Raw genomic sequence first — 21,224 nt, 5'->3', positions numbered from 1 at the left:
TCAGTGCGTCTCGTTCGCCGAAGCGGCCAGCTCGCCGGCCTGCACGGGCTCGGCGGGCGCGTTGCGCCGCTCGAGCACCTTCTTACCGACGGTGATGATGGCGGGCAGGATCGAGACGAACACGATCAGCAGGAAGATCGCCTCGATGTGGTCGCGGATGAAGCCGACATTGCCGAGGAAGTAGCCCAGCACCGTCACACCGCCGCCCCACAGCACCGCGCCGACGATGTCGAAGGCCACATATTTGCGGTAGTCCATCTTCGACACACCCGCCAGCACCGGCATGAACGTGCGCACGATCGGCACGAACCGGGCCAGGATGATCGTCTTCGGGCCGTGCTTTTCGAAGAACTCGTGGGTCTCGGTGATGTATTGCTTCTTGAAGAAGCGGCTGTCCTCCTTGCGGAAGATGGCCGGACCGATCTTGCGCCCGATCCAATACGCGCACTGATCACCGAGGAACGCGGTGACGATCACGGCGGGCACCAGCACCCAGACCGACATCGGCGCGTTCTCCTGCGCGGCCAGCATGCCGCCGGTGAACAGCAGCGAGTCACCGGGCAGCAACGGGAACAGCAGGCCCGTCTCGATGAAGACGATGGCCAGGATGGCGGGTAGGACCGCGTTCTTGAGCCAGGTCTCCTGGAGCAGATACATCGGGTCCAGCAACTGGGTCAACGCGAGGTTGTTCGTCACTGCATCGGATACCGCCAGCAAAGTCACGGCCCCCACAGTACCGGGCGAATCTGTGACGTGAGCACCGGTGAACCCGTCCTTGCCTTCCTAATTTAGGGTGTGGCCTGACAGAATTGGTTTTTCGCTCCCGACACACGGAGGTCACTGCTGTGCCTATCGCGACTCCGGAGGTCTACGCCGAGATGCTCGGCCGGGCCAAGGCGCACTCGTTCGCATTCCCGGCCATCAACTGCACTTCGTCGGAGACGATCAACGCCGCCATCAAGGGCTTCGCGGACGCGGGCAGCGACGGCATCATCCAGTTCTCGACCGGCGGTGCCGAGTTCGGCTCCGGCCTGGGTGTGAAGGACATGGTCACCGGCGCGGTCGCGCTGGCCGAGTTCGCGCACGTGGTCGCCGCCAAGTACGACGTGACCATCGCACTGCACACCGACCACTGCCCCAAGGACAAGCTCGACACCTACGTGCGCCCGCTGCTCGCGATCTCCCAGGAGCGCGTGAACAACGGACTGAACCCGCTGTTCCAGTCGCACATGTGGGACGGCTCGGCCATCCCGATCGACGAGAACCTCGAGATCGCCAAGGAGCTGCTGAAGCTGTCGAAGGCCGCCAACATCATCCTCGAGGTCGAGATCGGCGTCGTCGGCGGCGAGGAGGACGGCGTCGAGGCCGAGATCAACGACAAGCTCTACACCTCGCCCGAGGACTTCGAGAAGACCATCGACGCGCTCGGCGCGGGCGAGAACGGCAAGTACCTGCTGGCCGCCACCTTCGGCAATGTGCACGGCGTGTACAAGCCGGGCAACGTGGTGCTCAAGCCCGAGGTGCTGGCCGAGGGCCAGCGTGTGGCCGCCGCCAAGCTGGGCCTGGACGCCGACGCGCAGCCCTTCGACTTCGTCTTCCACGGCGGCTCCGGCTCGCTGAAGTCCGAGATCGAGGACTCGCTGCGCTACGGCGTGGTGAAGATGAACGTCGACACCGACACCCAGTACGCCTTCACCCGTCCGGTCGCCGGTCACATGTTCGCCAACTACGACGGTGTGCTGAAGATCGACGGTGAGGTCGGCAACAAGAAGGTCTACGACCCGCGCAGCTACCTGAAGAAGGCCGAGACCTCGATGGCCGAGCGTGTGCTCGAGGCCTGCAACGACCTGAAGTCGGCCGGACGTTCCGTCAGCGGTTCCTGACCGGCCTCTCGATCTATACAAACGGGGCCCGAGCTCATGAGTCTTGATGTCCGTGTGCTCGGGCCCGTACGACTGCTCGTCGGCGGTGAGCCGGTGGCGGTCGGCGGGCCCAAGCCGCGCGCTCTGCTTGCCGCGCTCACCGTCAACCGGCGGCGCGCGGTGTCCTCGGCTGTGCTGGCCGAGATGGTGTGGAACGAGGATCCGCCGGACTCCTACGCCGCGAGCCTGCAGGTTTTCGTCTCCAATATCCGCAAGGCGCTGCGCATCGCGGGGATCGATTCGGCACAGGTGCTGCGCACCGAAGGCGCGGGCTACCGGCTCGAGATCCCCGATACCGCCTGCGATCTCGGCCGCTTCGAGACCGCGCGCGAGGCGGGCTCGCGCTGCTTCGAGCTCGGTGATCATCCCGGCGCGTCCAATCTGTTCGGTGCCGCGCTGCGCGAATGGTCGGGCCGCGCGCTCGCCGACCTGGCCGGGCTGCAGTTCGCCGACGGTTTCGCCACCGCCATGAACGAGGAGCGCCTGCTCGCGGCCTCGGCCCGGGTGGACGCCGAGATCGCCTGCGGGCGTTCGTCATCGGTGATCGGTGAGCTGGTCTCGATGACCAACGAGCATCCGCTGCGCGAGCCGCTGTGGGGTCAGCTGATCACCGCGCTGTACCTGTCGGGCAGGCAGGCCGACGCGTTGGAGGCGTGCCGGCGGGTGCGCGGGGTGCTGGCCGAGGAACTCGGGATCGACCCCGGTGCGGCGCTGATCGAACTGGAACAGCGGGTGCTGCGCCAGGAACCGCTGAATGTGTTGACGGCCAAGCGATCCGACCAGGTCGCGGCGGCGATGACCGAGACCGTCACCGAGGTGCCGCGCTCGATCCGCAACGGGAACCTGCGTTTCGCCGACGGCCGCACCATCCCGATTCCGCACGGCGGCATCAGGATCGGGCGCATGACCGACAACGAACTGGTCCTCGACGACCCCAAGGCCAGCCGCTACCACGCGCACATCATGCCCAGCCGCGCCGGACTGCTGATCAAGGACCTGCACTCGGCCAACGGCGTCTACGTGAACGAAGTGCCCATCGACAGCGGGGCACTGCTGGCCGACGGGGACGTCATCCGGATCGGGGCCACGCTACTGACCTTCCTCGCGGTGGCCTGACCCGGCCACCGCGAGAAAGGCTCAGGTCAAACGGATGTCGGCGGCGGCGCGGCCGAACAGCTTGCGGCCGTCCGACATTCCGCTCAGCAGCACGGTGGCGGCGCGCCGCTCCGGATCGATCGACTTGATCTTGCCGGAGAACTCGATGACGCCCGCCTCGGTCGGCGGCACCGGCACGAAGCCGGAGAACCGCACGCTGAGCTTCTCGATGGCGGTGGGGTCGCCGAGCCAGTCGGTGAGGTACTGCGCGGCCAGGCCCATGGTGAGCAGGCCGTGCGCGACCACGGTCGGCAGCCCGGCCAGTTCGGCGGCGCGGTCGCTGAAGTGGATGGGGTTGGGGTCGCCGGAGACACCGGCGTAGTTGGCCAGGTCGCCGCGGGTCACCCGCGCGGTGGCGGTGGGCAGGTCGGCGCCCTTGACCAGGGAATCGAACTCGGGGGTGGTGTTCACCGGCGCGGTCTCGCGGACACCGCCGGGGCGGACAGGACCGGTGTGGCGGAACAGCACGTCGGCGGTGTCGACACCGGCGATCACCGCGGGGCGCGGGTGCATGCTGATGTTCTCGACGGCCTCGACGATATTCGGGTCCACCTCGACGCCCTTGCGGGCCACGATGGTGGTGGTGCCCTGCACGGTGATCTGGTCGTGCTGGTTGACCAGCTTGAACCCGACCACGATGAAGTCGTTGTCACCGAACTGGCGGATCGAGTCGATATCGATCTCGGTGCTGATCTGATCGCCGGCCAGGATAGGACGGAAGATCTCGAAGACCTGGTCGGTCTGCAGCACGCGGGAGATGTCGTACTCGGTCAGCACGCTGTCGAGCAGGGCGCGCGTGGCGCTCATGCCGATCACCGACGCGAAGGTCGGCGGCGCGATCACGCCGTCGTAGCCGAGCTTGCGCGCGTCCACTTCGTGCTGATGGGCGGGATGCAGATTCTGCACGGCCCTGGCGAATTCCCGGATCTTCTCGCGACCGACCTCATAGTGATCACGGAAGCCGAAACGCTGGCCGACCAGCGTCGTATCCGGGACCACAGCTTCGATGTCCGGCTGCGACACTGTCTGTTCCCTGCTCATGATCCGGAAAATGTTACCGGGGCGTACAGCAGGAAGACCAGTTATGTGTGACCCGTCATAGCGGGCAGCACGCCCACCACGACGGGTTCAGCACCAGGTCACGGGGTTCCCGCGGGGTCGCAGACCTTCCACTCGCCGTCCGTGCGCTCCAGATCGAAGGTTCGCGCCGTCTGCTTCGACGGGTCACCCTCGGTGGAGACGGTGGCCTCGGCCAGCGCGGTGTCACCGGTGATCCGGACCGCGTTCACGCTGGATACGACCGGAATCGAGCCGTGCTCGGCGGAGAGCTTGTGCACGGTGTCGAACTGCTGGGCGGTGATGCCCTGGTAGAAATCGTGCAGTTCGCCGCAGGTGCTGGCCCGCAGATCATCGAGGTTGCCGCTGCGCAGCGCGTCGGTGTAATCACCGATAGCCGCCTTGACCTGACCCTCCGGCGAATTGTCTCCGCCGGTCATCAGCGCGATCACCGTGCCGAGCAGCGCGATCACCACCACGGCCGCGCCACCGACCGCCAGCCACCACTTCTTCGACCGCTCCGGAGCCGCCGTCTCGGCAGCCCCGTCCGTACCCACCCGCTGCGGCGGCGCCACCTGCCGCTGCCCCGCCAACTGCTCGGCGGGCCGGGTCGGCTGGATATCGGCAGGCGAAGGCGCCGACGCGGCAGCAGGCCGCTGCCCCGGCCCCTTGGGCGGCGAAGGCTGAGTCTCCTCGACCCCACCCTGCGGCCCCTTCTGCAAGTTCTGCGGTCCCTGACCCTGCGGTCCCTGACCCTGCGGTCCCTGACCCTGCGGCCCGGGGCGCTGCGGGCCCAGCCCCTGCTGGAACTGCTGAGCAGGAACCACCGGCCGCTGCCCTTGGTCCCCAGCACCAGGTCCACCGGGCCGCCCGGGTCCGCCCTGCTGTCCGGGCCCGCCCTGCTGGCCGGGTCCACCCGGCCCGCCGCGTCCTTGCTGCCCGGGCCCGCCGGGTCCCTGCTGGCCCGCGCCGCCCGGACCCTGCTGACCTGCGCCGCCTGGCCCCTGCTGGCCTGCGCCGCCCGAACCCTGCTGACCCGCTCCGCCTGGCCCCTGCTGGCCCGACCCGCCGGGGCCCGACTGGCCTGGACCTTGCTTGCTGAGCCCGCCGGCCGCCGCAGCGCCGAGAGCACCGGCGATCTGCTGACTCTGTCCACCGGGTCCATTACGCCCCGCATCGCCGGATCGGCCCGGCCCTGCCTGCCCGGGCCCGCCGGACCCTTGCTGGCCGGGCGCCCCCGGCCCCTTCTGAAGCCCACCGGGACCCGGTTGACCGGGCCGTCCGGGACCTTGCGGACCGCCCTTGCCCTGCTGCCCGGGGCCGCCCGGCCCCTGCGGACCGGCGCCGCCCTGACCGGGTCCCCCGCCGGGACCGGCTCCTTGCCGGGGCTGTCCGCCCGGACCTTGCTGACCCGTTCCGCCGGGCCCCTGCGGACCGACACCACCGGGCCGTTGCCGACCCGGGCCCCTGGGGCCTTGCTGCCCGGCACCCGCCGGGCCTTGCTGCCCGGCACCTGTCGCACCTTGCTGCCCGGTACCGCCTGGGCCTTGCTGACCCGGGCCGCCGGGTCCCTGCGGTCCGGGGCCTGCCGGTCCCTGCTGCCCGGGCCCGCCCGGCCCCTGCTGACCGGCCTGACGCGGCCCACCCGGACCACGCGGCGTGGACGGCGGGGGAGTCATCGCCGGTCGCCCACCCGCGGGGGGCACCACACGATCCGTCCCCTTCGGACGCTGAATAGGCATAGCGGTAGTCGGCGCCTCCGCCGGATTCACCACCCGCATCGCCACGGTCTGATCCTCCGATGCCGCGCCCGCACCAGGGGCCGCGCCCGCACCAGTGGTCGCGCCCGCACCAGGGGTCGCGCCCGCACCAGGGGTCGCGCCCGCACCAGCGGCCGCGCCTGCACCGGTAGCGGTGCCCGCACCAGCGCCCGCGCCCGGACCATTCGTGGCCGTGGTGAACTTGTGTGTGGCGTCATCCGTACCACCCGCGCCGGATGAATCAGCCCCGCCTGCACCGTCTTCCGATGCCGCGCCCGCGCCCGCACCGATGGCCGCGCCTGCACCAGCGGTGCCCGCTCCAGCGCCCACACTCGCACCTGCGCCGGCAGTAGAACCCGCGCCAGCCCCTTCACCGGGCACAGCGTCAGCGGCACCCGGGCTCGAACCAGGGGCCGCGCCGGTGCCTGTTCCGGCCTCCGTGCCTGCTGCGGCACCGGCGGTCGCGTCCGCACCAGCGCCAGCGCCCGCACCAGCGCCCGCGCCCGCACCAGCGCCGGAAGCGGTGCCCGCGCCGGCACCCGCACTCGCACCTGCGCGGGCGGCCGAACCTGCTCCAGCCCCTTCACTGGGCACAGCGCCAGCGGCACCCGGGCGCGAACCGGCGGCCGCGCCGGTGCCTGTTCCGGCCTCGATGCCTGCTGCGGCACCGGCGGCCGCGTCAGTGCCCGCGGCTGCACCGAGACCTGCGGCCGCTCCGGTGCCGGCCGCGCGTGTTGTGAACTTGTGTGTGGCGTCGTCAGCTCCTGCGGGGCCGTGCGAATCCGCCTCGTCTGCACCGGCTTTCGTTGTGCTGGCAGCGGTCGCCGGTGAGTCGTCTTCCGCTGCAACAGGCTTCGCGTCCTGAACGCGCGGTGGCACCTTCGGCGCTCCGGCCGACGGTTCCGGGCTGCGGGTGGCCTGCTGACCACCCGGGCTGTCTGCCGGGGTGGCAGCAGTCTCGGAGTCGGCAGTCTCGGGGCTCGCGCCATCGGTGGCAGGCTTCTCGTCCACCTCGTCGGCGGTCGGCCGGTCGGCCTGGTCCATCTCCGCCGTCGAGATGTCCTCGGGGGCCGGTGAACCCTGTCCGCGAACAGTTTTCACGGTCTGATCGTCGACGGACGCAGCCTTGCCCGGGATCGACATCGAGGTGGTCGGCGCATCCGGGCCTGCGGGGTCGACACCCTGGGGAGGGCCTGCGGGTTCGGGGCGGTCGGCGCCGGGCAGGCCCTGCGACAGTCCCGCCAGCGGCGAATCAGTCGGCTGCGAGCCCGCGTCGGCCTGGTCACCCACCTCCGCGGCGGGCCCGCGCTTGGCAGGAGGTCCACCGGCATTGCCGGGCCGGAAACCGGGTGCGCCCCCGGGCAGCGAATCCCGCCGGATGACAACCGTCTCCGCGGTCGGGGGCGGCGTGGTCGGGCGGCCGCCGGGTTCGGTGACCGCTTCGGGGGTCGACTTCGGTGCGCCGGGGGCGCTCGACGAATCGCCGCCCTCGGCGGGGCGCTTCCCGGGCGTGCCGGGACTGTCGGCATCGGCTGCCGGGTTGTTCTCGTCGGTCGGGTCGGACACCTCTGTACCCCTCGCTCAGGCTCGAACGTTGCACTCGCCGATCAGCCTAATAGGCCGCGCGCGCGAGACGCCGCCGATCGCCGCGCGGCGGGCCGGGCGACGCGGGACGGGGCCGCGGTGCACAATGAGTCCATGTCCTCCTTCGGTGACCTGCTCGGACCCCAGCCAGTGCTCCTTCCTGAACTGATCGACGCCGAGGACGCCATCGCGGCCGGTACCGACCCGGTGAAGGTCGCCGCCGATCATCCGGCCGCCTCGATCGCCTGGGCCCAGCTCGCCGAGGCCGCGCTGGAGCGTTCCGGCGGCGAGGTCGACCACGACACCATCTCCGCCTACGCCTTCGCCCGCACCGGCTACCACCGCGGCCTCGACCTGTTGCGCCGCAACGGCTGGAAGGGTTTCGGCCCGGTGCCGTGGAGCCACGAGCCCAACCAGGGCTTCCTGCGCAGCGTCGGCGCGCTGGCCAGGGCCGCCAAGACGATCGGCGAGTCCGAGGAGTACGCGCGCTGCCTCGACCTGCTCGAGGACTGCGACCCGCACGCCGCGGCCGAGCTCGGCCTGGACTAGCCGCTCCCGCGGATGCGTCCTCGGGTACACGACCCCAAGGCCGTCGTCGCCGCGGCGACGCCGATGGTCACCGCGGCCAAGACCAGCACGGTCGACCGGCTGCGGGCCTCGAGCGTGCGCCTGCGGCTGTCCGCGATCCCGATCATCCAGTGCGCGCTCGGCGCGGCACTGGCCTGGTTCGTCGCGCACAATCTCGTCGGCCACTCGCAGCCGTTCTTCGCGCCGACCGCGGCCGTGGTGTCGATCGGTGTCTCCTTCGGCGCGCGCATCCGTCGCTCGGCGGAGCTGGTGGTGGGTGTCGCGGTCGGGATCGGCATCGGTGACCTGTTCATCGCCCAGGTCGGTACCGGGGTCTGGCAGGTCGCACTGGTGGTCGGCGGGGCCATGGCGGTGGCTGTATTCCTCGACAGCGGCGCGATTCTCACGATCCAGGCGGCGGGCTCGGCGGTGCTGATCGCCACGCTCGACCAGTCCGACGCCACCGGCCCCGACCGGATGATCGACGCCCTGATCGGCGGTCTGGTCGGCGTGCTGATGGTGGCCGCCATCCCGCTGCACCCGGTGCGCCGCGCCCGCGAGCACGCCGCCGACGTGCTGTCGGTGATGAGCAAATCGCTGATCACCTGCGCCGACGGCCTGCTGGAACAGAATTCCGACAAGGTGCACGAGTCGCTCAGCGCGGTGCGCGCCACCCAGAAGCAGATCGACGCGCTGCGCTCGGCGCTGGAGGGCGGCCGCGAGATCAGCCGCATCTCCCCGCTGTACTGGAACTCCCGCAAACGCCTGGAACGCATCCATTCCGCCGCCGACCCGCTCGACAACGCCATCCGCAACACCCGCGTGCTGCTGCGCCGCTCGCTGACCCTGGTCCGCGACGACGAGGTGCTCGACCCGCGCCTGATCGACCTGGTCGACCAGCTCGGCAACGCCGCCGATGTGGTGCGCCGGATGATGCTGGCCGACCCGGGCGAGCAACCCGATCAGGCCGAGGCCACCCGTGGCCTGCGCAGTGTCGCCAAGAACGCCCGCCCGGAACTGGTCGCCGGGGCCGGGCTCTCGGCGCACGTGGTGTTCGCGCAGATCCGCTCGATCGTGGTGGATCTGATGGTGGTGTGCGGGATGCAGCGGATCTCGGCGATCGCGCTGCTGCCGCCGACCGTGCCGAATCCGTATGTGACGCCGGAGGAGTGAGCGCTCAGTCGCCGACGGGGGAGACCCGCGGCCTGCTCGGCGTCAGCGAGAAGCGTTTGCGGTCGAAATCCCAGACGCGATAGATCGGCCACTGCGAGGTGTGCATGATCCAGGCGCCGGTGATCACCGCCCGGTGGAACGGCACCACCGCGTAGCCTTGATTGGCGATGGTCTGCAGGCCGCGCAGCTGGTATTTCCACCACACGTGCGGCGGAGTCTGCCTGCGGCGGGCCGAGATCTGCGCGCGCAGCCGGGGCAGCTGGTCGATGCGCAGCTTCGCCTTGGTCAGGCACAGCGCCAGATCGAGGTCTTCGTGCAGGTCGCGGCGGGTGGTGGTGCCCTGCTGCACCTGCTCCCAGGCGCTGCGCCGGATCGCCATATTGGCGCCGTGCACATTGCCCACCGGCTGATGGCGGATCATGCCCAACCGGTGCTGGGCGTCGATCGCGCCCGCGAGGAAGAAGCCGATCGGCGAATCGTGATAGGTGCTGATCCCGGTGACGGCCATGGTGTCCGGATGCGCGTCCAGATGCGCGCGCACCGTGGCGCCCCAGTCGGGGGAGACCAGGGTGTCGGCGTCGATGCGGCCCAGGTAGTCGCCGTCGGCCTGCTCGAATCCGGTGTTGCGGGCGTGCGCGACACCGGGATTGCGCTCGTCGACCAGCTCGATCTTCGGATGCCTGCCCGCCAGCGTGCGCACGATCTCGCGGGTGCCGTCGGTGGAACCGTTGTCGACCACGACGATCTGATCGATCGCGTCCTGCCCGACCAGCCGCTCCAGACAGGCCGCGATGCAGGACGCTTCGTCGAGCGTGGGGATGACGACCGACAGGACAGCGGTGGAGCTCATGGCGTTTCCGTTCAACTCCAGAATCGGGTGAGGTAGCTCCCGTTGGAAGCCCACCAGTCAGGTACCCCGGAAATCTCGAACAATGCGTACACCGCGTCGAAGAACACACGGCTCAACGGGGTGAAGAAGATGAACGCGAACAGGATCAGCATGCCGAAGGGCTTGATCTGCTCGAGCGAGCGCCGGGTCTGGTAGCTCAGCGACGGTTCGATGATGCCGTAGCCGTCGAGTCCCGGCACCGGCAGGATGTTCAGCAGGAACGCCGTGATCTGCAGGAACGCCAGGAAACTGAGCCCGTACCAGAACGCCTCGTGCTCCACCGGCGAGCCGAACGCGCGGATCACCAGCAGCAGCACGACCGCGCACAGCGCGTTGGAGAACGGCCCGACCGCGCTCACCAGCCGCTGCACGGACGCCTTGAAATTGTGGGTGTCGACATACACCGCGCCACCGGGCAGGCCGATGCCGCCGAGCGCGATGAACACCAGCGGCAACCCGATCGAGAGCACCGGATGGCTGTACTTGAGCGGGTTCAGGGTGAGATAGCCGCGCACCTCCACCTGGTGATCGCCCGCGCGCCAGGCCACATACGCGTGCGCGAACTCGTGCAGGCACAGGCTGATGATCCAGCCGAACACCACCAGCACGAACACGCCGACCTTGGCGCGCACCGACTCGACGTCGGCGTCCCAGGCCAGCGCGCCGCCGAGCACGGTGATCAGCACGATGAGCAGGAAGACCGGGCTCGGGCGCACGGCATTGTGGCCGGACCGCCGCGGCGTGAAGGAATACGTCATCTCACCAGTAACCAGGGTTGTTCGTAGCGATAGAAGGTGGAGCGGGGGACCTTGCGCTCGGTGGTCACACCGTCGCGGGTGACGATCGCGCCCGGCGTCCCGAGCTGCGCGGCCCGGCCCGACACCCAGGTGCGTTTGCGCATCCCCTTGCGCACCCGTGCGCGCACGCCGGGCATGGTCATCGTCGGCGAGATCAGCATCGTGGTGACGATGCCGGTGAACAGCAGCGTGTCGTCGACGTAGGCCTCACCCTCGAGCTTGGCGCCGTCGAGGCCGGTGATGCTCGCGCGCCCGACCAGCACGGTGCCGGTGTCGTCGCGGATCAGCGGGGTCTCGATCGCGCGGCCCTCGATGGCGATCTTGGCGGCGGCGTTGCCGGTGGCGGTCTGGTAGACCCGCGAGGCGTAGGTGGTCTCGACCGGCACGTAGCCGACCTCGACGTGCAGCCGCTCGGTGCGCATCAGATGGGTCAGCACCGCGGCCAGCGCGGCGTCGGCGCCGAGCACGATCAGCCGGGGCAGGCTGTCGGCGGCCAGCACGGGCAGCAGTTCGTCGATCACGGCGGTCTCGGGGACGGGACCGGTCTGCGTGGTGGGTAGTGAGGCGAGGGCGATGGGGACCGGGATGTCTCCGCATCGGAGAACGTGGGTACTCAAACCGCGGTACACCCTCCTCGATCGGGCCGACACTGTGTCGCCCACAAACACGTGGCAAAACCCCCTGCCGACAGGTAACCGTAACCGATGGCTAGACTGTGTCTCCGGCCACCGCCTCAGAACGGCAGGTAGCTGCAGTGCTGATGTGCGCTGCCGTCGATCCGTAGGAGACTCCTGATGCCGGCAATCGTCCTCATCGGCGCCCAGTGGGGCGACGAGGGCAAGGGCAAAGCTACCGACCTGCTCGGTGAGCGGTTGCAGTGGGTGGTCCGATACCAGGGCGGCAACAATGCCGGCCATACGGTGGTGCTTCCCAACGGCGACAAGTTCGCCCTGCACCTCATCCCGTCCGGCATCCTCACCCCGGGTGTGAAGAACATCATCGGCAACGGTGTGGTGGTCGACCCGGGTGTGCTGCTCGACGAGCTGGCCGGTCTGGAAGAGCGCGGCGTGGACACCTCCGGCCTGCTGCTCTCCGCCGACGCGCACCTGATCATGCCGTACCACGTGGCCATCGACAAGGTCGCCGAACGCTTCCTCGGCAGCCGCAAGATCGGCACCACCGGCCGTGGCATCGGCCCCTGCTACCAGGACAAAGTCGCCCGCGTCGGCGTCCGCGTCGCCGATGTGCTGGACGAGAAGATCCTCACCCAGAAGGTCGAGGCCGCCCTGGAGTTCAAGAACCAGGTGCTGGTGAAGATCTACAACCGCCGTGCGCTGGACCCGCAGCAGGTGGTCGACGAGGTGCTCGGCCAGGCCGAGTCGTTCAAGCACCGCATCGCCGACACCCGCCTCGCGCTCAACCTGGCGCTCGAGCGCGGCGAGACCATCCTGCTCGAGGGCTCGCAGGGCACCCTGCTCGACGTCGACCACGGCACCTACCCGTTCGTGACGTCCTCGAACCCGACCTCCGGCGGCGCCGCGGTGGGTTCGGGCATCGGCCCGAACAAGATCGACACGGTGCTCGGCATCCTCAAGTGCTACACGACCCGCGTCGGCTCCGGCCCGTTCCCGACCGAGCTGTTCGACAACTTCGGCGAGTTCCTGGCCAAGCAGGGCGGCGAGGTGGGCGTCACCACCGGCCGCGCCCGCCGCTGCGGCTGGTTCGACGCGGTGATCAGCCGCTACGCCACCCGCGTCAACGGCATCACCGACTACTTCCTCACCAAGCTGGATGTGCTGTCGGGCCTGGACACGGTGCCGATCTGCGTGGCCTACGAGATCGACGGCAAGCGCGTCGAGCAAATGCCCACCACCCAGACCGAGTTCCACCACGCCAAGCCGATCTACGAGGAGATGCCCGGCTGGTGGGAGGACATCTCCCACGCCCGCACCTTCGAAGAACTGCCCCCCAACGCCCAGGCGTATGTGCTTCGCCTGGAAGAACTCTCGGGCGCCCGCATCTCCTGCATCGGCGTCGGCCCCGGCCGCGACCAGACCATCGTCCGCCACGACGTCATGGCCTGACCTCCCCGTCACCACAGCCCCTCCCCGTTATCGGGCGAGGGGCTGTGTCGTTCGCGCATCGTCGCAGTTCACGGGCGACACGCGCGAGTGATGTCGACTCGCTATCGATTTGAGGCATCCGCTCGGCTAACGCTATCGTCGCTGCGCGGCGCGCGGGGACGTGCCGTGTTTCCTGAGTTGTGTGAGTGGGTGTGCGGCGTGATCCGTCGGTCAGAAGATGTGAACTACTCGACGGTGCGGCGGGTCGCCCGCCCGATGGCCGGGGTGCTGCCCATGGCGTTGGCCGTGGCCTGCGCGGGTATCGCGGTCGCGGTGCCGGTGCAGCCGGGTGTCACCGATACGCCGGTGCAGCCGGGTGTCACCGAACCGGCCGACGAGGGCCGCTCCGAGCTGGGGACCTTCGACGGCCCGGACACCCTCGACCGGCTGCGTCCCGAGCCGCGCCCGGTGCCCGAGTACACCGCGCCCGCCCCGCCGATCGTCATCGAGGACCTGCACCTGCCCGAAGCGGTCGAGCCGGTGGCGCCCATCGCCCCGCCCCCGCGCACCCTGCGCATCGGTGACTTCACCCGCCCCGTCCCGGACGAGGTCCCCGAGGACCTGCTCGGCGGCGTGAACACCACCGCCGCCGACATCGAAGCCGCCATCGCCACCCAGGGCCGCTCGGTGGGCATCAACCCGAGCCGTTCGGACAAGATCGCCGCCGCCACCGTGGGCGGCGCGCTGCTCGGCGCGACCGTGGTCGGCGTGCCCGCCGCCGTGGCGGGTGGCGTCGTCGGTGGTGCCGCGGGTGCCGCGGTCGGTACGGTCATCGGCTTCGGTGTCGGGGTGGCGGGTTCGACCGCCGCGACCGCCGGTGTCGCCGCGCTGGCGGCAGCCGCGACCGGTCCGGGTGCGCCGGTGGTCTTCCCGGCGGTCTGGCTCACCGAATCCCCGCTGATCATCGCGGCCGGTGCGGGCGCCGCGGGTGCAGGTGCGCTCATCGGCGCGGGCGTCGGCGCGGCCGGTGGTGCCGCGCTCGCCGGTATCCCGGCCGCGGCCGTGGGTGCCGTCGCCGGTGGTGCCATCGGCAGTGTCGTCGGCGCGACCGCCTTCCAGGGCGACCCGAACGCTCCCGCCAGCCCCGCCGATCCGCTCGAGGCCCTGGTCGACGACCAGCTGGCGAACATGCCCTGCCCCGCGCTTCCGGAACTCCCGGTGGTCCCGCTGCCGCAGGTCGCCCTCCCGCAGATCGCGCTGCCCCAGCTGCCCGACTGCCCCTGCAAGGACTGACACCGCGACAGTGCCCCCGATCGAATCCCGGTCGGGGGCACTGAGCTCGTCCGGGCATCCGCAGCGCGCGCCGACCCCAGCGCGTGTGACGCCCTGACCAGCGACTTCCGCGATTCGCGTACTTCGCGAAGGATGTCCGGATCAGGACGACCGAAGCGGCGGGAGGCAGGGCGAGGGGAGTACCGTCGGAGCTGGTTTGCGGACGGAGGTGACTGATGGCGATGCGTGGTCTCGCGCTGGCGTTGCTCGCGGTCGGTGTCGCGGCGGGGTGCGCCCCGGCCGCCGACGCGCCGCCCACCCCGTCGCCGAGCGCGTCACCGGTGAGTACCGCGCTCCCGCCCGCGCAGACCCTCGCCCCCGCCCAGCAGCGCAACGAGCGCATCCGCGGGATGCTCTACACCGTCGGCTGCACCAGCAATGCCTGCGTGCAGACCTATTTCGCCTGCATGGACGGCTATCTCGACGGCGATCCCTGCCAGTTCTACCGCGACCATCCACCACCCCCCTGACCTGCTGGAGCGGTATTACCTTGCGCGGGTGAGGAATTCGCCGACCACCGGAGCGAGTACCGCGGTCTTGGCATCGTGGCTCACCCCGGGCAGCTCGCTGAACTCCGCGTTCGGCAGCACCTCGGCCACCGCCTTGCCGCCCTTGGTGAGCAGCGGCACGGTGAGCTCACCGACCAGCACCAGCACCGGCACCCGCACGTCGGCCCAGTCGGCCGCGTTCAGCCGCTGACCACGCATGTAGGGTCGCATCACCGCCCAGTCGTGGGCGGTGGAATCCGCGGTCGCCGCGAGTTTCTTCCAGAACGGCGTGATCCGCATGGTCCCGACCATCAGCAGCGGGGTGCCCATCACCTTGGTCATGTAGAAGCGAGCCGCCTTGTTGCGCTTGCCCGCCGCGATCATCGGGTTCAGCTTGTCGGCCAGGTCCTTCGGCGGCACATGGTCTTTCGGGTCGACGACGAACGGCGGCTCGTAGGCGATCACCGCCTCGACGCCGGGCACCGACTGCGCCGCCAGCAGCGCCAGCACCGCCCCGGAGGACCACCCGAACAGCGCGGCCTTACCCCCGGCCGCCTCGACCAGTGCCGCGATATCGGCGATCTCGTTGGCCACGTCGTACACGCCGGGCGAATCGGCGCTGTCGCCGCGCCCACGCCGGTCGTAGTTGAGCACCGTGAAGTCGTAGTCGCTCGCCAGTGACTGAGCCAGCCCGGTCATCGCCGGGGACTCCCGGAAACTGAACGCGCCGCCGATCAGGATGACCGTCCCCGCCGTGCCCTCGCCGACCCGGTCGTAGGCGATCGTGGTGCCGTCGGCCGACGTCACAGTCTGCATGCTGGTGTCCTCTCGATTCCTGGGCGCCCCCGACCGTACGCGATCCGGTACCGCCCTGGTCGGGGCGGGTTTCCCGGAGCGGGCCTCAGAACAGCATCGGTTCGCCGAACCCCGGTGTCCGCTCGATCTCGAGCAGTCGCGCTTTGGTGCCGATCCCGCCCGGGGCCGAGAAGCCGTGCAGCGCGTGGTCGGCGGCGAGCACCCGGTGACAGGGGACGATCAGCGGGATCGGATTGCGCCCGAGCGCCTGGCCGACGGCCTGCGCCGAGCCCGGCGCGCCCAACCGGGTGGCGATATCGCCGTAACTGAGAGTGCGGCCGGGGTCGATGTCGCGGGTCGCCGCGTAGACCGCGCGATGGAACTCCGGCACGCCGGCCAGGTCGACCTCGATCCAGCGCAGCGGGTCGACCTCGCCGTCCAGATGCGCCCTGACCCCCGCGATGGCCTCGGTGATCACCGGCCCCGGCTCGCCCTCCTCGACCGGCGTGCCGCCGAGAGGCCGGGTGATCCGGGCCAGCGTCTCCTCCTCGCTCGCCTCGGGCAACTGGAACCGCACGACGGTCTCGCCGCGCCAGGCGATCGCGCACAGTCCGATCGCGGTGTCGAAGAGGGCGGCGACCACCGTGCCGGTCCGGGTCGATTCGGTGCCGGAACTCATGAGCACAGTGTGCGCCGCCCGGGTGACAAGTTCCGCCCGGCCCCGCGATCAGGCGGCCAGCGGCTTGTGGAAAGAGCCAGTTTCGCGCAACTGGCCTGATTCTTCGGGATCGGGTTCGTGGGCGCGCACCGCGTCCAGATCACGCAGCGCGCGCTGCTCGTCGTAGGTGCTGAAAGCCCGGTCGTGGGGCAGATATTGGAACGGCCAGAAAGGGAGGTCGTCCCGCTTCGGGAAGGCGCGGTAGACGGCTACTGCGACGAGGACGGCGACGGCGAGAGCGAGGAAGGTGGTCATGTTTCCCACCATCCTCCGACTGGCCTTGCCGAGAAATATCCACTTACGGAATACTGGACTTTATGGCGACAAGAGTGATCGGCGCGGCGGGCCTGGCCCGCGACCTGGGCCGGTGGCGTGACCCCGAAACCGACGGCGACGCCCCCGAACGCCGCCCGCACCGGCCCGCCTATCTGGCGCTGGCCGAGGCCATCCGCCTGCTCATCCACGACGGCCGCGCCCCGCTCGGGGTCGCCCTGCCCAGCGAGCGCGATCTGGCCGCGACCCTCGGCGTCAGCCGCACCACCATCACCTCCACCTACTCGCTGCTGCGCGAGCACGGCTACCTGATCAGCCGCCAGGGCTCGCGCAGCACGGTGGCCCTGCCCCCGGCCATCCAGCACGACGGCGCCAAGCCCGCGCGCGGGATCATGGCCCTGATGGCCCAGCCCGAGCTGCCGACCATCGACATGACCTACGCCGCCATGTCCGCACCGCCGGAACTGCACGACGCGTATGCCACTGCCCTGCAAGGCATTCCGGCCTACCTCGGCACCCACGGCATGGACCCCGTCGGCGTGCTCGCGCTGCGCGAGGCACTGGCCCGCCGCTACACCGCGCGCGGCCTGCCCACCGAACCCGACCAGATCCTGGTGACCCTCGGCGCCCAGCACGGTCTGCGGCTGCTGCTCAATGTGCTCACCTCGCCCGCTGCCCGCGTGCTCATCGAGCACCCCTCGTACCCGAACGCGATCGAGGCCATCCGCGATGTCGGCGCGCGCCCGATCCCGGTGCCGCTGCGGCCCGAATTCCCGCACGCCGGTTGGGATCTCGACGGTATCCGCAGCACCGCCCGGCAGACCGCGGCGACGCTGGCCTACCTGGTGCCCGACTTCAACAACCCCACCGGCCTGCTGCTCGACGAGGCGGGCCGCGCCGAACTGGCCGCCATCGCCCGCGACACCAGGATGACCATCGTGGTCGACGAGTCGATGAGCGAACTCAATCTCTCCGGCGCCCCGATGCCGCCGCCGGTGGCCGCCTTCGCCAAGGGCGCGGAGATCATCACCATCGGCTCGGCCTCCAAGTCGTTCTGGGGCGGCCTGCGCGTGGGCTGGATTCGCACCAACCAGGCGCTGATCACCAAACTGCTCGGCATCCGCGCCACCGTCGACCTCGGCACCCCGGTGATGGACCAGCTCGCCACCGTCGACCTGCTGGAAAACGCCGATCCCATCCTCGACCGCCGTCGCGAACAGCTGCGCGCCCAGCGCAACGCTCTGCTCGACGCCGTCGCCGAGGACCTGCCCGGCTGGCACATCGCGCCCGGCGCGGGCGGGATGTCGCTGTGGGCGCAACTGCCCAGTCCGGTCTCCACCGCGCTGGCCGCCACCGCGCCCAATCACGGCGTCCTGCTCGCCGCCGGACCGCGTTTCGGTGTGCAGGGTGCCTTCGAGCGTTTCCTGCGACTGCCCTTCACCCACCCCGAACCGGAGCTGCGGCTGGCCGTGAAATCCATCGCGTCGGCCTATGCCGCGCTCACCCCGCGCGCGGCCGACCCGCTGCAACCGCTCACCTGCTATTGATCAGCCGAACCCGCACGGCCGGTAGCCCGCCGCGCTCGGCAGCGCCGGATCGGGATTCACCGTCTCGTAGCCGACCCCGAGCAGGAACAGCGCCGAGACGATGAAGGCCAGCGTGGTGAACGGCACCGCGATGGCGCTGCGGGTCGACGGGTAGCGGAACAGCAGCACCAGCAGGCAGATCAGCGACGCGCCGGTGGCCACCAGCAGTCCGGTGGCCAGCCCGTTGAGCGCGGTGACCGCGATGGGGACGGGAATGTCACGGCGGCAACCGGATTCGAGCAGTTGCGCGCGGCGGGTGTCGAGGAATCCCTCGGCGAAGGTGAACGCGAGCAGTGCCGAACCGAAGGTGGCCGCCGCGATGAATGCGGCGAGCACCTTCGGTGGCCGATGGCCGGTGCGGACCCGAACCCTGTCGTCGATGGTCGTCAGACTACCGACGACAGGCCGGGAAATCAGTCAGCCCAGACCGTTTCGATCGGTGTCGCGACGGTGGGCGGCGGGGTGGGGATGCCGCCGGGAGTGCGCGAGAAGCGCGGCGCGGGCGCGTGCTGTACCACGCCGTCGATCTCGATCAGGCCGGTGCGGGCCGCGATGTGCGGGTTCTCGGTGGCCTCGGTGAAGGTGAGCACCGGGGTGGTGCAGGCGTCGGTGCCGTCGAAGATCGTGGCCCACTCGTCGCGGGTCTTGGTCTTGAACTTGTCGGCGAACAGCTTGCGCAGCTGCTCCTGACCGTTCGGGTCGATCTGCATGGGCAGACCCTCCGGATCGATCTCGAGCCCGGCCAGCAGCTCGGCGTAGAACTGCGGCTCGATCGCGCCGACGGCCATGTACTTGCCGTCGGAGGTCTCGTAGGTGTCGTAGAAGGCCATGCCGGTGTCGAGCAGGTTGGTGCCGCGCTCGTCGGACCACAGGCCCACCCCGCGCATGCCCCAGATCATGTGCGACAGGGCCAGCGCGCCGTCGATCATCGCCGCGTCGATCACCTGGCCCTTGCCCGAGCTCTGCCGCTCCACCAGCGCGGCGAGCACGCCGAACACCAGGAACATCGAGCCACCACCGAAGTCGCCCACCATGTTCAGCGGCGGCACCGGGCGTTCGCCCTTGCGGCCGATGGCGTTGAGCACGCCGGTCAGCGAGATGTAGTTGATGTCGTGGCCCGCGCGGTCGGCCAGCGGACCGTGCTGGCCCCAGCCGGTCATCCGGCCGTAGACCAGGCGCGGGTTGCGCGCCAGCGCCTCGTCGGGGCCGAGGCCCATACGCTCGGTGACGCCGGGCCGGAATCCCTCGAGCAGCACGTCGGCCTTCTCGACCAGATCCAGGATCTTGGCGACGTCGGCGGGGTCCTTCAGGTTCGCCTCGACGATGGTGCGGCCGCGCCACTGCGGACGTTCCATGAAGCCGGGCAGCTGGTTGGGCCGCTGCACGCGCACCACGTCGGCGCCCAGGTCGGCCAGCAGTAGCGCGGCGTGCGGGCCGGGCCCGATGCCCGCCAGCTCGATGACCTTGATGCCCGCGAGGGGCCCCTGCTTGGCGGTGGACTCGCTGCTCACGCCTGACCTCAGTTCGTCGTCGAACGGTATTGACACATCGACAATAGCGCTGGGATGGCGGCTCGGGTAGACGATGGGCGAGAATTCGGTGGCGCTACTCGGCGCGGAAACGGGAGGACCCGGTAGTGAGCGTGTGGGGTGAGGTCGTGGTCGGCCTCGTCATTCTCGTCGGCATCGTCGGCGTGATCGTACCGATTCTGCCGGGGGTGATCCTCATCTTCGCCGCGATCGCGGTCTGGGCGTTCGTCACCGGCGGCACGACCGCCTGGACGGTGCTCGCGATCGCCTCGGTCGCGCTGATCATCTCCGGCGTCGTGAAATACACCTGGCCGGGGCGCCGGATGCGCGAGGCGGGGGTGTCCAACAAGGCATTGCTGGCCGGGGCGGTCCTGGGTGTCATCGGGTTCTTCGTGATCCCGGTCGTCGGCCTGTTCATCGGCTTCGTGCTCGGCGTGTACCTGGCCGAGCTGTACCGGTTGAAGGTCAACCGGCTGGCCTGGCCTGCCACCGTGCACGCGCTCAAAGGCGTCGGCCTGTCCATGCTCGTCGAACTTTTCGGAGCGCTGATCGCGGCCGGTGTCTGGTTCACCGGCGCGATCATGGCCTGAGCTACTTCTCGATCACCGGCAGCGGGCGGGTATGCGCGTCCGCGCCGGGGAGCTGGTCGCGGGGGATCGGCACGGTCGGATTGTCGGTGCGGGGCATCGGCATGGTCGGCAGCGGGTCCGTCGCGGGCCGGTCGACGGCGGGCAGCCGGTAGAACTCGCGGGCATTGTCCTCGAGCACGGCGTGCACATCGGCCCCGACGACCCGGCTGATCAGCTCGACATCGCGATCCTCGAACGGCCTGCCCGCGCGCGTGCCCGGCAGATCGCTGCCGAACATCAGCGCACCCGGGTTCACCGCGTGGATGCGCCGCAGCGTCTCGGCCACATCCATGTCGACCCGCCCGAACCCGGTCGCCTTCACCCTGGCGCCGCGATCCACCAGATCCAGCAGATACGGCAGGCCCTCCTCGGACATGCCCAGGTGGTCGATCGAGAGCGCGGGCAGCTTGGAGATCACCGGTTGCAGCGAGGCCAGCATCTGCCCGTCGATGTAGAGCTCGACGTGCCAGCCCGCCAGCTCGTGCGCGCGCAGGGCCTGCAGGGTCATCTCGGTGATGTCGGCGGCGGCGCGCTTGAGGTTGAAGCGCAGCGCGCGGACCCCGGCCCGGTCCAGATCGATGATCTCGTCGTCGGTGGCGTCCAGATCCAGCCGGGTGACACCCACCCAGTCGGGCCCGAGCGCGGCCAGCGCGGCTTTCAGGTAGGACTGGTCGGTCCCCTGGAACGAGGCGCTCACCACCGCCCCACCCCGAACCTCGAAGCGCTGCATCCGCTTTCGGTAGTCATCGATGATGTAGTGGTCTGGGAGGTAGCCCTCGTTCTCGATCAGCGGAAACCGCGGATCGATCACGTGAACATGCGCATCGAACACTTGTACAGAATGCCCTATTTTCGGAGCGCTGGCGCGCTCGAGTTCGCGGCCCCTTGGGTCCCGTCGATCAGGCGCC

21 protein-coding genes are annotated in these 21,224 nt (G+C 70.0%); 9 read left to right on the top strand and 12 right to left on the bottom strand.

Annotated elements, in window-relative coordinates; genetic code table 11:
• The gene (locus tag ACWEMY_RS25180; protein ID WP_375935526.1) at nt 1-657 is read right to left on the bottom strand and encodes a DedA family protein; all 657 of its coding nucleotides are present in this window, start codon (nt 655-657) and stop codon (nt 1-3) included.
• Between the two features lie 152 nt (nt 658-809).
• Here ACWEMY_RS25180 and fbaA point away from each other — a divergent pair, with 152 nt between their 5' ends.
• A complete protein-coding gene (gene fbaA / locus ACWEMY_RS25175) occupies nt 810-1,883 on the top strand; it encodes a class II fructose-bisphosphate aldolase (RefSeq protein WP_375931174.1) in 1,074 nt (357 codons plus the stop codon).
• Between the two features lie 36 nt (nt 1,884-1,919).
• Nucleotides 1,920-3,038: a BTAD domain-containing putative transcriptional regulator gene (locus ACWEMY_RS25170; RefSeq protein ID WP_452391991.1), complete on the top strand. Its 1,119-nt coding sequence runs from the start codon at nt 1,920-1,922 to the stop codon at nt 3,036-3,038.
• A gap of 21 nt (nt 3,039-3,059) precedes the next feature.
• On the opposite strand, the gene ACWEMY_RS25165 is transcribed toward ACWEMY_RS25170, so the two are convergent.
• The gene (locus tag ACWEMY_RS25165) at nt 3,060-4,118 is read right to left on the bottom strand and encodes a fused (3R)-hydroxyacyl-ACP dehydratase subunits HadA/HadB (RefSeq protein ID WP_452391990.1); all 1,059 of its coding nucleotides are present in this window, start codon (nt 4,116-4,118) and stop codon (nt 3,060-3,062) included.
• Nucleotides 4,119-4,216: 98 nt separating this feature from the next.
• Complete coding sequence (locus ACWEMY_RS25160; RefSeq protein WP_452391989.1) at nt 4,217-4,960, bottom strand: Rv0361 family membrane protein; 744 nt, start codon at nt 4,958-4,960, stop codon at nt 4,217-4,219.
• Nucleotides 4,961-7,591: 2,631 nt separating this feature from the next.
• Here ACWEMY_RS25160 and ACWEMY_RS25155 point away from each other — a divergent pair.
• On the top strand, nt 7,592-8,026 hold the full coding sequence (locus tag ACWEMY_RS25155; protein WP_452391988.1) for a DUF3151 domain-containing protein: 435 nt from the start codon (nt 7,592-7,594) through the stop codon (nt 8,024-8,026).
• Nucleotides 8,027-8,089: 63 nt separating this feature from the next.
• Nucleotides 8,090-9,217, top strand: a complete 1,128-nt coding sequence (locus ACWEMY_RS25150; protein WP_375935523.1) for an FUSC family protein — start codon at nt 8,090-8,092, stop codon at nt 9,215-9,217.
• A 4-nt stretch (nt 9,218-9,221) separates the two neighbouring features.
• On the opposite strand, the gene ACWEMY_RS25145 is transcribed toward ACWEMY_RS25150, so the two are convergent.
• From ACWEMY_RS25145 to ACWEMY_RS25135, 3 genes are read right to left on the bottom strand one after another with little or no spacing between them, the layout of a single operon-like run.
• The gene (locus ACWEMY_RS25145; RefSeq protein ID WP_452391987.1) at nt 9,222-10,067 is read right to left on the bottom strand and encodes a glycosyltransferase family 2 protein; all 846 of its coding nucleotides are present in this window, start codon (nt 10,065-10,067) and stop codon (nt 9,222-9,224) included.
• An 11-nt stretch (nt 10,068-10,078) separates the two neighbouring features.
• Nucleotides 10,079-10,864 carry a site-2 protease family protein gene (locus ACWEMY_RS25140; protein ID WP_452391986.1) on the bottom strand — a complete coding sequence of 262 codons (786 nt, stop codon included), beginning with the start codon at nt 10,862-10,864 and terminating at the stop codon, nt 10,079-10,081.
• A complete protein-coding gene (locus ACWEMY_RS25135; RefSeq protein WP_452391985.1) occupies nt 10,861-11,520 on the bottom strand; it encodes a hypothetical protein in 660 nt (219 codons plus the stop codon). Before ACWEMY_RS25135 ends, ACWEMY_RS25140 begins: the two co-directional genes overlap by 4 nt.
• Nucleotides 11,521-11,697: 177 nt before the next feature.
• Between ACWEMY_RS25135 and ACWEMY_RS25130 the strand changes: the two genes are divergently transcribed.
• The 3 genes from ACWEMY_RS25130 to ACWEMY_RS25120 all read left to right on the top strand — a co-directional run bounded on the left by ACWEMY_RS25130 (nt 11,698) and on the right by ACWEMY_RS25120 (nt 14,768).
• Entirely contained in the window at nt 11,698-12,987 is a 1,290-nt protein-coding gene (locus ACWEMY_RS25130; protein WP_452391984.1) for an adenylosuccinate synthase, read from the top strand.
• Nucleotides 12,988-13,185: 198 nt separating this feature from the next.
• On the top strand, nt 13,186-14,259 hold the full coding sequence (locus tag ACWEMY_RS25125; RefSeq protein ID WP_452391983.1) for a hypothetical protein: 1,074 nt from the start codon (nt 13,186-13,188) through the stop codon (nt 14,257-14,259).
• Nucleotides 14,260-14,474: 215 nt separating this feature from the next.
• Nucleotides 14,475-14,768 (top strand): hypothetical protein, encoded by a 294-nt coding sequence (locus ACWEMY_RS25120; RefSeq protein ID WP_375931142.1) that lies wholly within the window; start codon nt 14,475-14,477, stop codon nt 14,766-14,768.
• A gap of 15 nt (nt 14,769-14,783) precedes the next feature.
• On the opposite strand, the gene ACWEMY_RS25115 is transcribed toward ACWEMY_RS25120, so the two are convergent.
• From ACWEMY_RS25115 to ACWEMY_RS25105, 3 genes are all read right to left on the bottom strand, one after another.
• Complete coding sequence (locus ACWEMY_RS25115; protein WP_452391982.1) at nt 14,784-15,602, bottom strand: alpha/beta fold hydrolase; 819 nt, start codon at nt 15,600-15,602, stop codon at nt 14,784-14,786.
• An 85-nt stretch (nt 15,603-15,687) separates the two neighbouring features.
• Nucleotides 15,688-16,260, bottom strand: a complete 573-nt coding sequence (locus ACWEMY_RS25110) for a methylated-DNA--[protein]-cysteine S-methyltransferase (RefSeq protein ID WP_452391981.1) — start codon at nt 16,258-16,260, stop codon at nt 15,688-15,690.
• A gap of 48 nt (nt 16,261-16,308) precedes the next feature.
• A complete protein-coding gene (locus ACWEMY_RS25105) occupies nt 16,309-16,554 on the bottom strand; it encodes a hypothetical protein (protein ID WP_452391980.1) in 246 nt (81 codons plus the stop codon).
• Nucleotides 16,555-16,616: 62 nt separating this feature from the next.
• Between ACWEMY_RS25105 and yczR the strand changes: the two genes are divergently transcribed.
• On the top strand, nt 16,617-18,119 hold the full coding sequence (yczR, locus tag ACWEMY_RS25100; RefSeq protein ID WP_375931131.1) for a MocR-like transcription factor YczR: 1,503 nt from the start codon (nt 16,617-16,619) through the stop codon (nt 18,117-18,119).
• Here the strand turns inward: yczR and ACWEMY_RS25095 are convergent, their stop codons facing one another.
• Entirely contained in the window at nt 18,120-18,494 is a 375-nt protein-coding gene (locus ACWEMY_RS25095) for a hypothetical protein (RefSeq protein WP_452391979.1), read from the bottom strand.
• 77 nt (nt 18,495-18,571) lie between these two features.
• Nucleotides 18,572-19,669 carry a CaiB/BaiF CoA transferase family protein gene (locus ACWEMY_RS25090; protein WP_452391978.1) on the bottom strand — a complete coding sequence of 366 codons (1,098 nt, stop codon included), beginning with the start codon at nt 19,667-19,669 and terminating at the stop codon, nt 18,572-18,574.
• Nucleotides 19,670-19,794: 125 nt separating this feature from the next.
• Between ACWEMY_RS25090 and ACWEMY_RS25085 the strand changes: the two genes are divergently transcribed.
• Nucleotides 19,795-20,277, top strand: coding sequence for a DUF456 domain-containing protein (locus tag ACWEMY_RS25085; RefSeq protein ID WP_375931122.1), 483 nt, complete (start codon nt 19,795-19,797; stop codon nt 20,275-20,277).
• Nucleotide 20,278: 1 nt separating this feature from the next.
• Here ACWEMY_RS25085 and ACWEMY_RS25080 read toward each other — a convergent pair whose 3' ends face one another.
• Nucleotides 20,279-21,148, bottom strand: a complete 870-nt coding sequence (locus ACWEMY_RS25080; protein WP_452391977.1) for an amidohydrolase family protein — start codon at nt 21,146-21,148, stop codon at nt 20,279-20,281.
• Nucleotides 21,149-21,224: the final 76 nt, after the last annotated feature.

Source organism: Nocardia sp. NPDC004415 (assembly GCF_053602435.1).
Note: the sequence above shows the minus strand (reverse complement) of the source record. Positions and strands in the feature narration are given on the sequence as shown.

Excerpts from the sequence above, each read along its gene's own strand:
- yczR (WP_375931131.1), top strand. The coding sequence starts at position 16,617 with ATGGCGACAAGAGTGATCGGCGCGGCGGGCCTGGCCCGCGACCTGGGC.
- ACWEMY_RS25180 (WP_375935526.1), bottom strand. The coding sequence starts at position 657 with ATGTATCTGCTCCAGGAGACCTGGCTCAAGAACGCGGTCCTACCCGCC.
- ACWEMY_RS25155 (WP_452391988.1), top strand. The coding sequence starts at position 7,592 with ATGTCCTCCTTCGGTGACCTGCTCGGACCCCAGCCAGTGCTCCTTCCT.
- ACWEMY_RS25110 (WP_452391981.1), bottom strand. The coding sequence starts at position 16,260 with ATGAGTTCCGGCACCGAATCGACCCGGACCGGCACGGTGGTCGCCGCC.
- ACWEMY_RS25140 (WP_452391986.1), bottom strand. The coding sequence starts at position 10,864 with ATGACGTATTCCTTCACGCCGCGGCGGTCCGGCCACAATGCCGTGCGC.
- ACWEMY_RS25165 (WP_452391990.1), bottom strand. The coding sequence starts at position 4,118 with ATGAGCAGGGAACAGACAGTGTCGCAGCCGGACATCGAAGCTGTGGTC.
- ACWEMY_RS25130 (WP_452391984.1), top strand. The coding sequence starts at position 11,698 with ATGCCGGCAATCGTCCTCATCGGCGCCCAGTGGGGCGACGAGGGCAAG.
- ACWEMY_RS25105 (WP_452391980.1), bottom strand. The coding sequence starts at position 16,554 with ATGACCACCTTCCTCGCTCTCGCCGTCGCCGTCCTCGTCGCAGTAGCC.
- ACWEMY_RS25150 (WP_375935523.1), top strand. The coding sequence starts at position 8,090 with ATGGTCACCGCGGCCAAGACCAGCACGGTCGACCGGCTGCGGGCCTCG.
- ACWEMY_RS25120 (WP_375931142.1), top strand. The coding sequence starts at position 14,475 with ATGGCGATGCGTGGTCTCGCGCTGGCGTTGCTCGCGGTCGGTGTCGCG.
- ACWEMY_RS25145 (WP_452391987.1), bottom strand. The coding sequence starts at position 10,067 with ATGAGCTCCACCGCTGTCCTGTCGGTCGTCATCCCCACGCTCGACGAA.
- ACWEMY_RS25170 (WP_452391991.1), top strand. The coding sequence starts at position 1,920 with ATGAGTCTTGATGTCCGTGTGCTCGGGCCCGTACGACTGCTCGTCGGC.
- ACWEMY_RS25115 (WP_452391982.1), bottom strand. The coding sequence starts at position 15,602 with ATGCAGACTGTGACGTCGGCCGACGGCACCACGATCGCCTACGACCGG.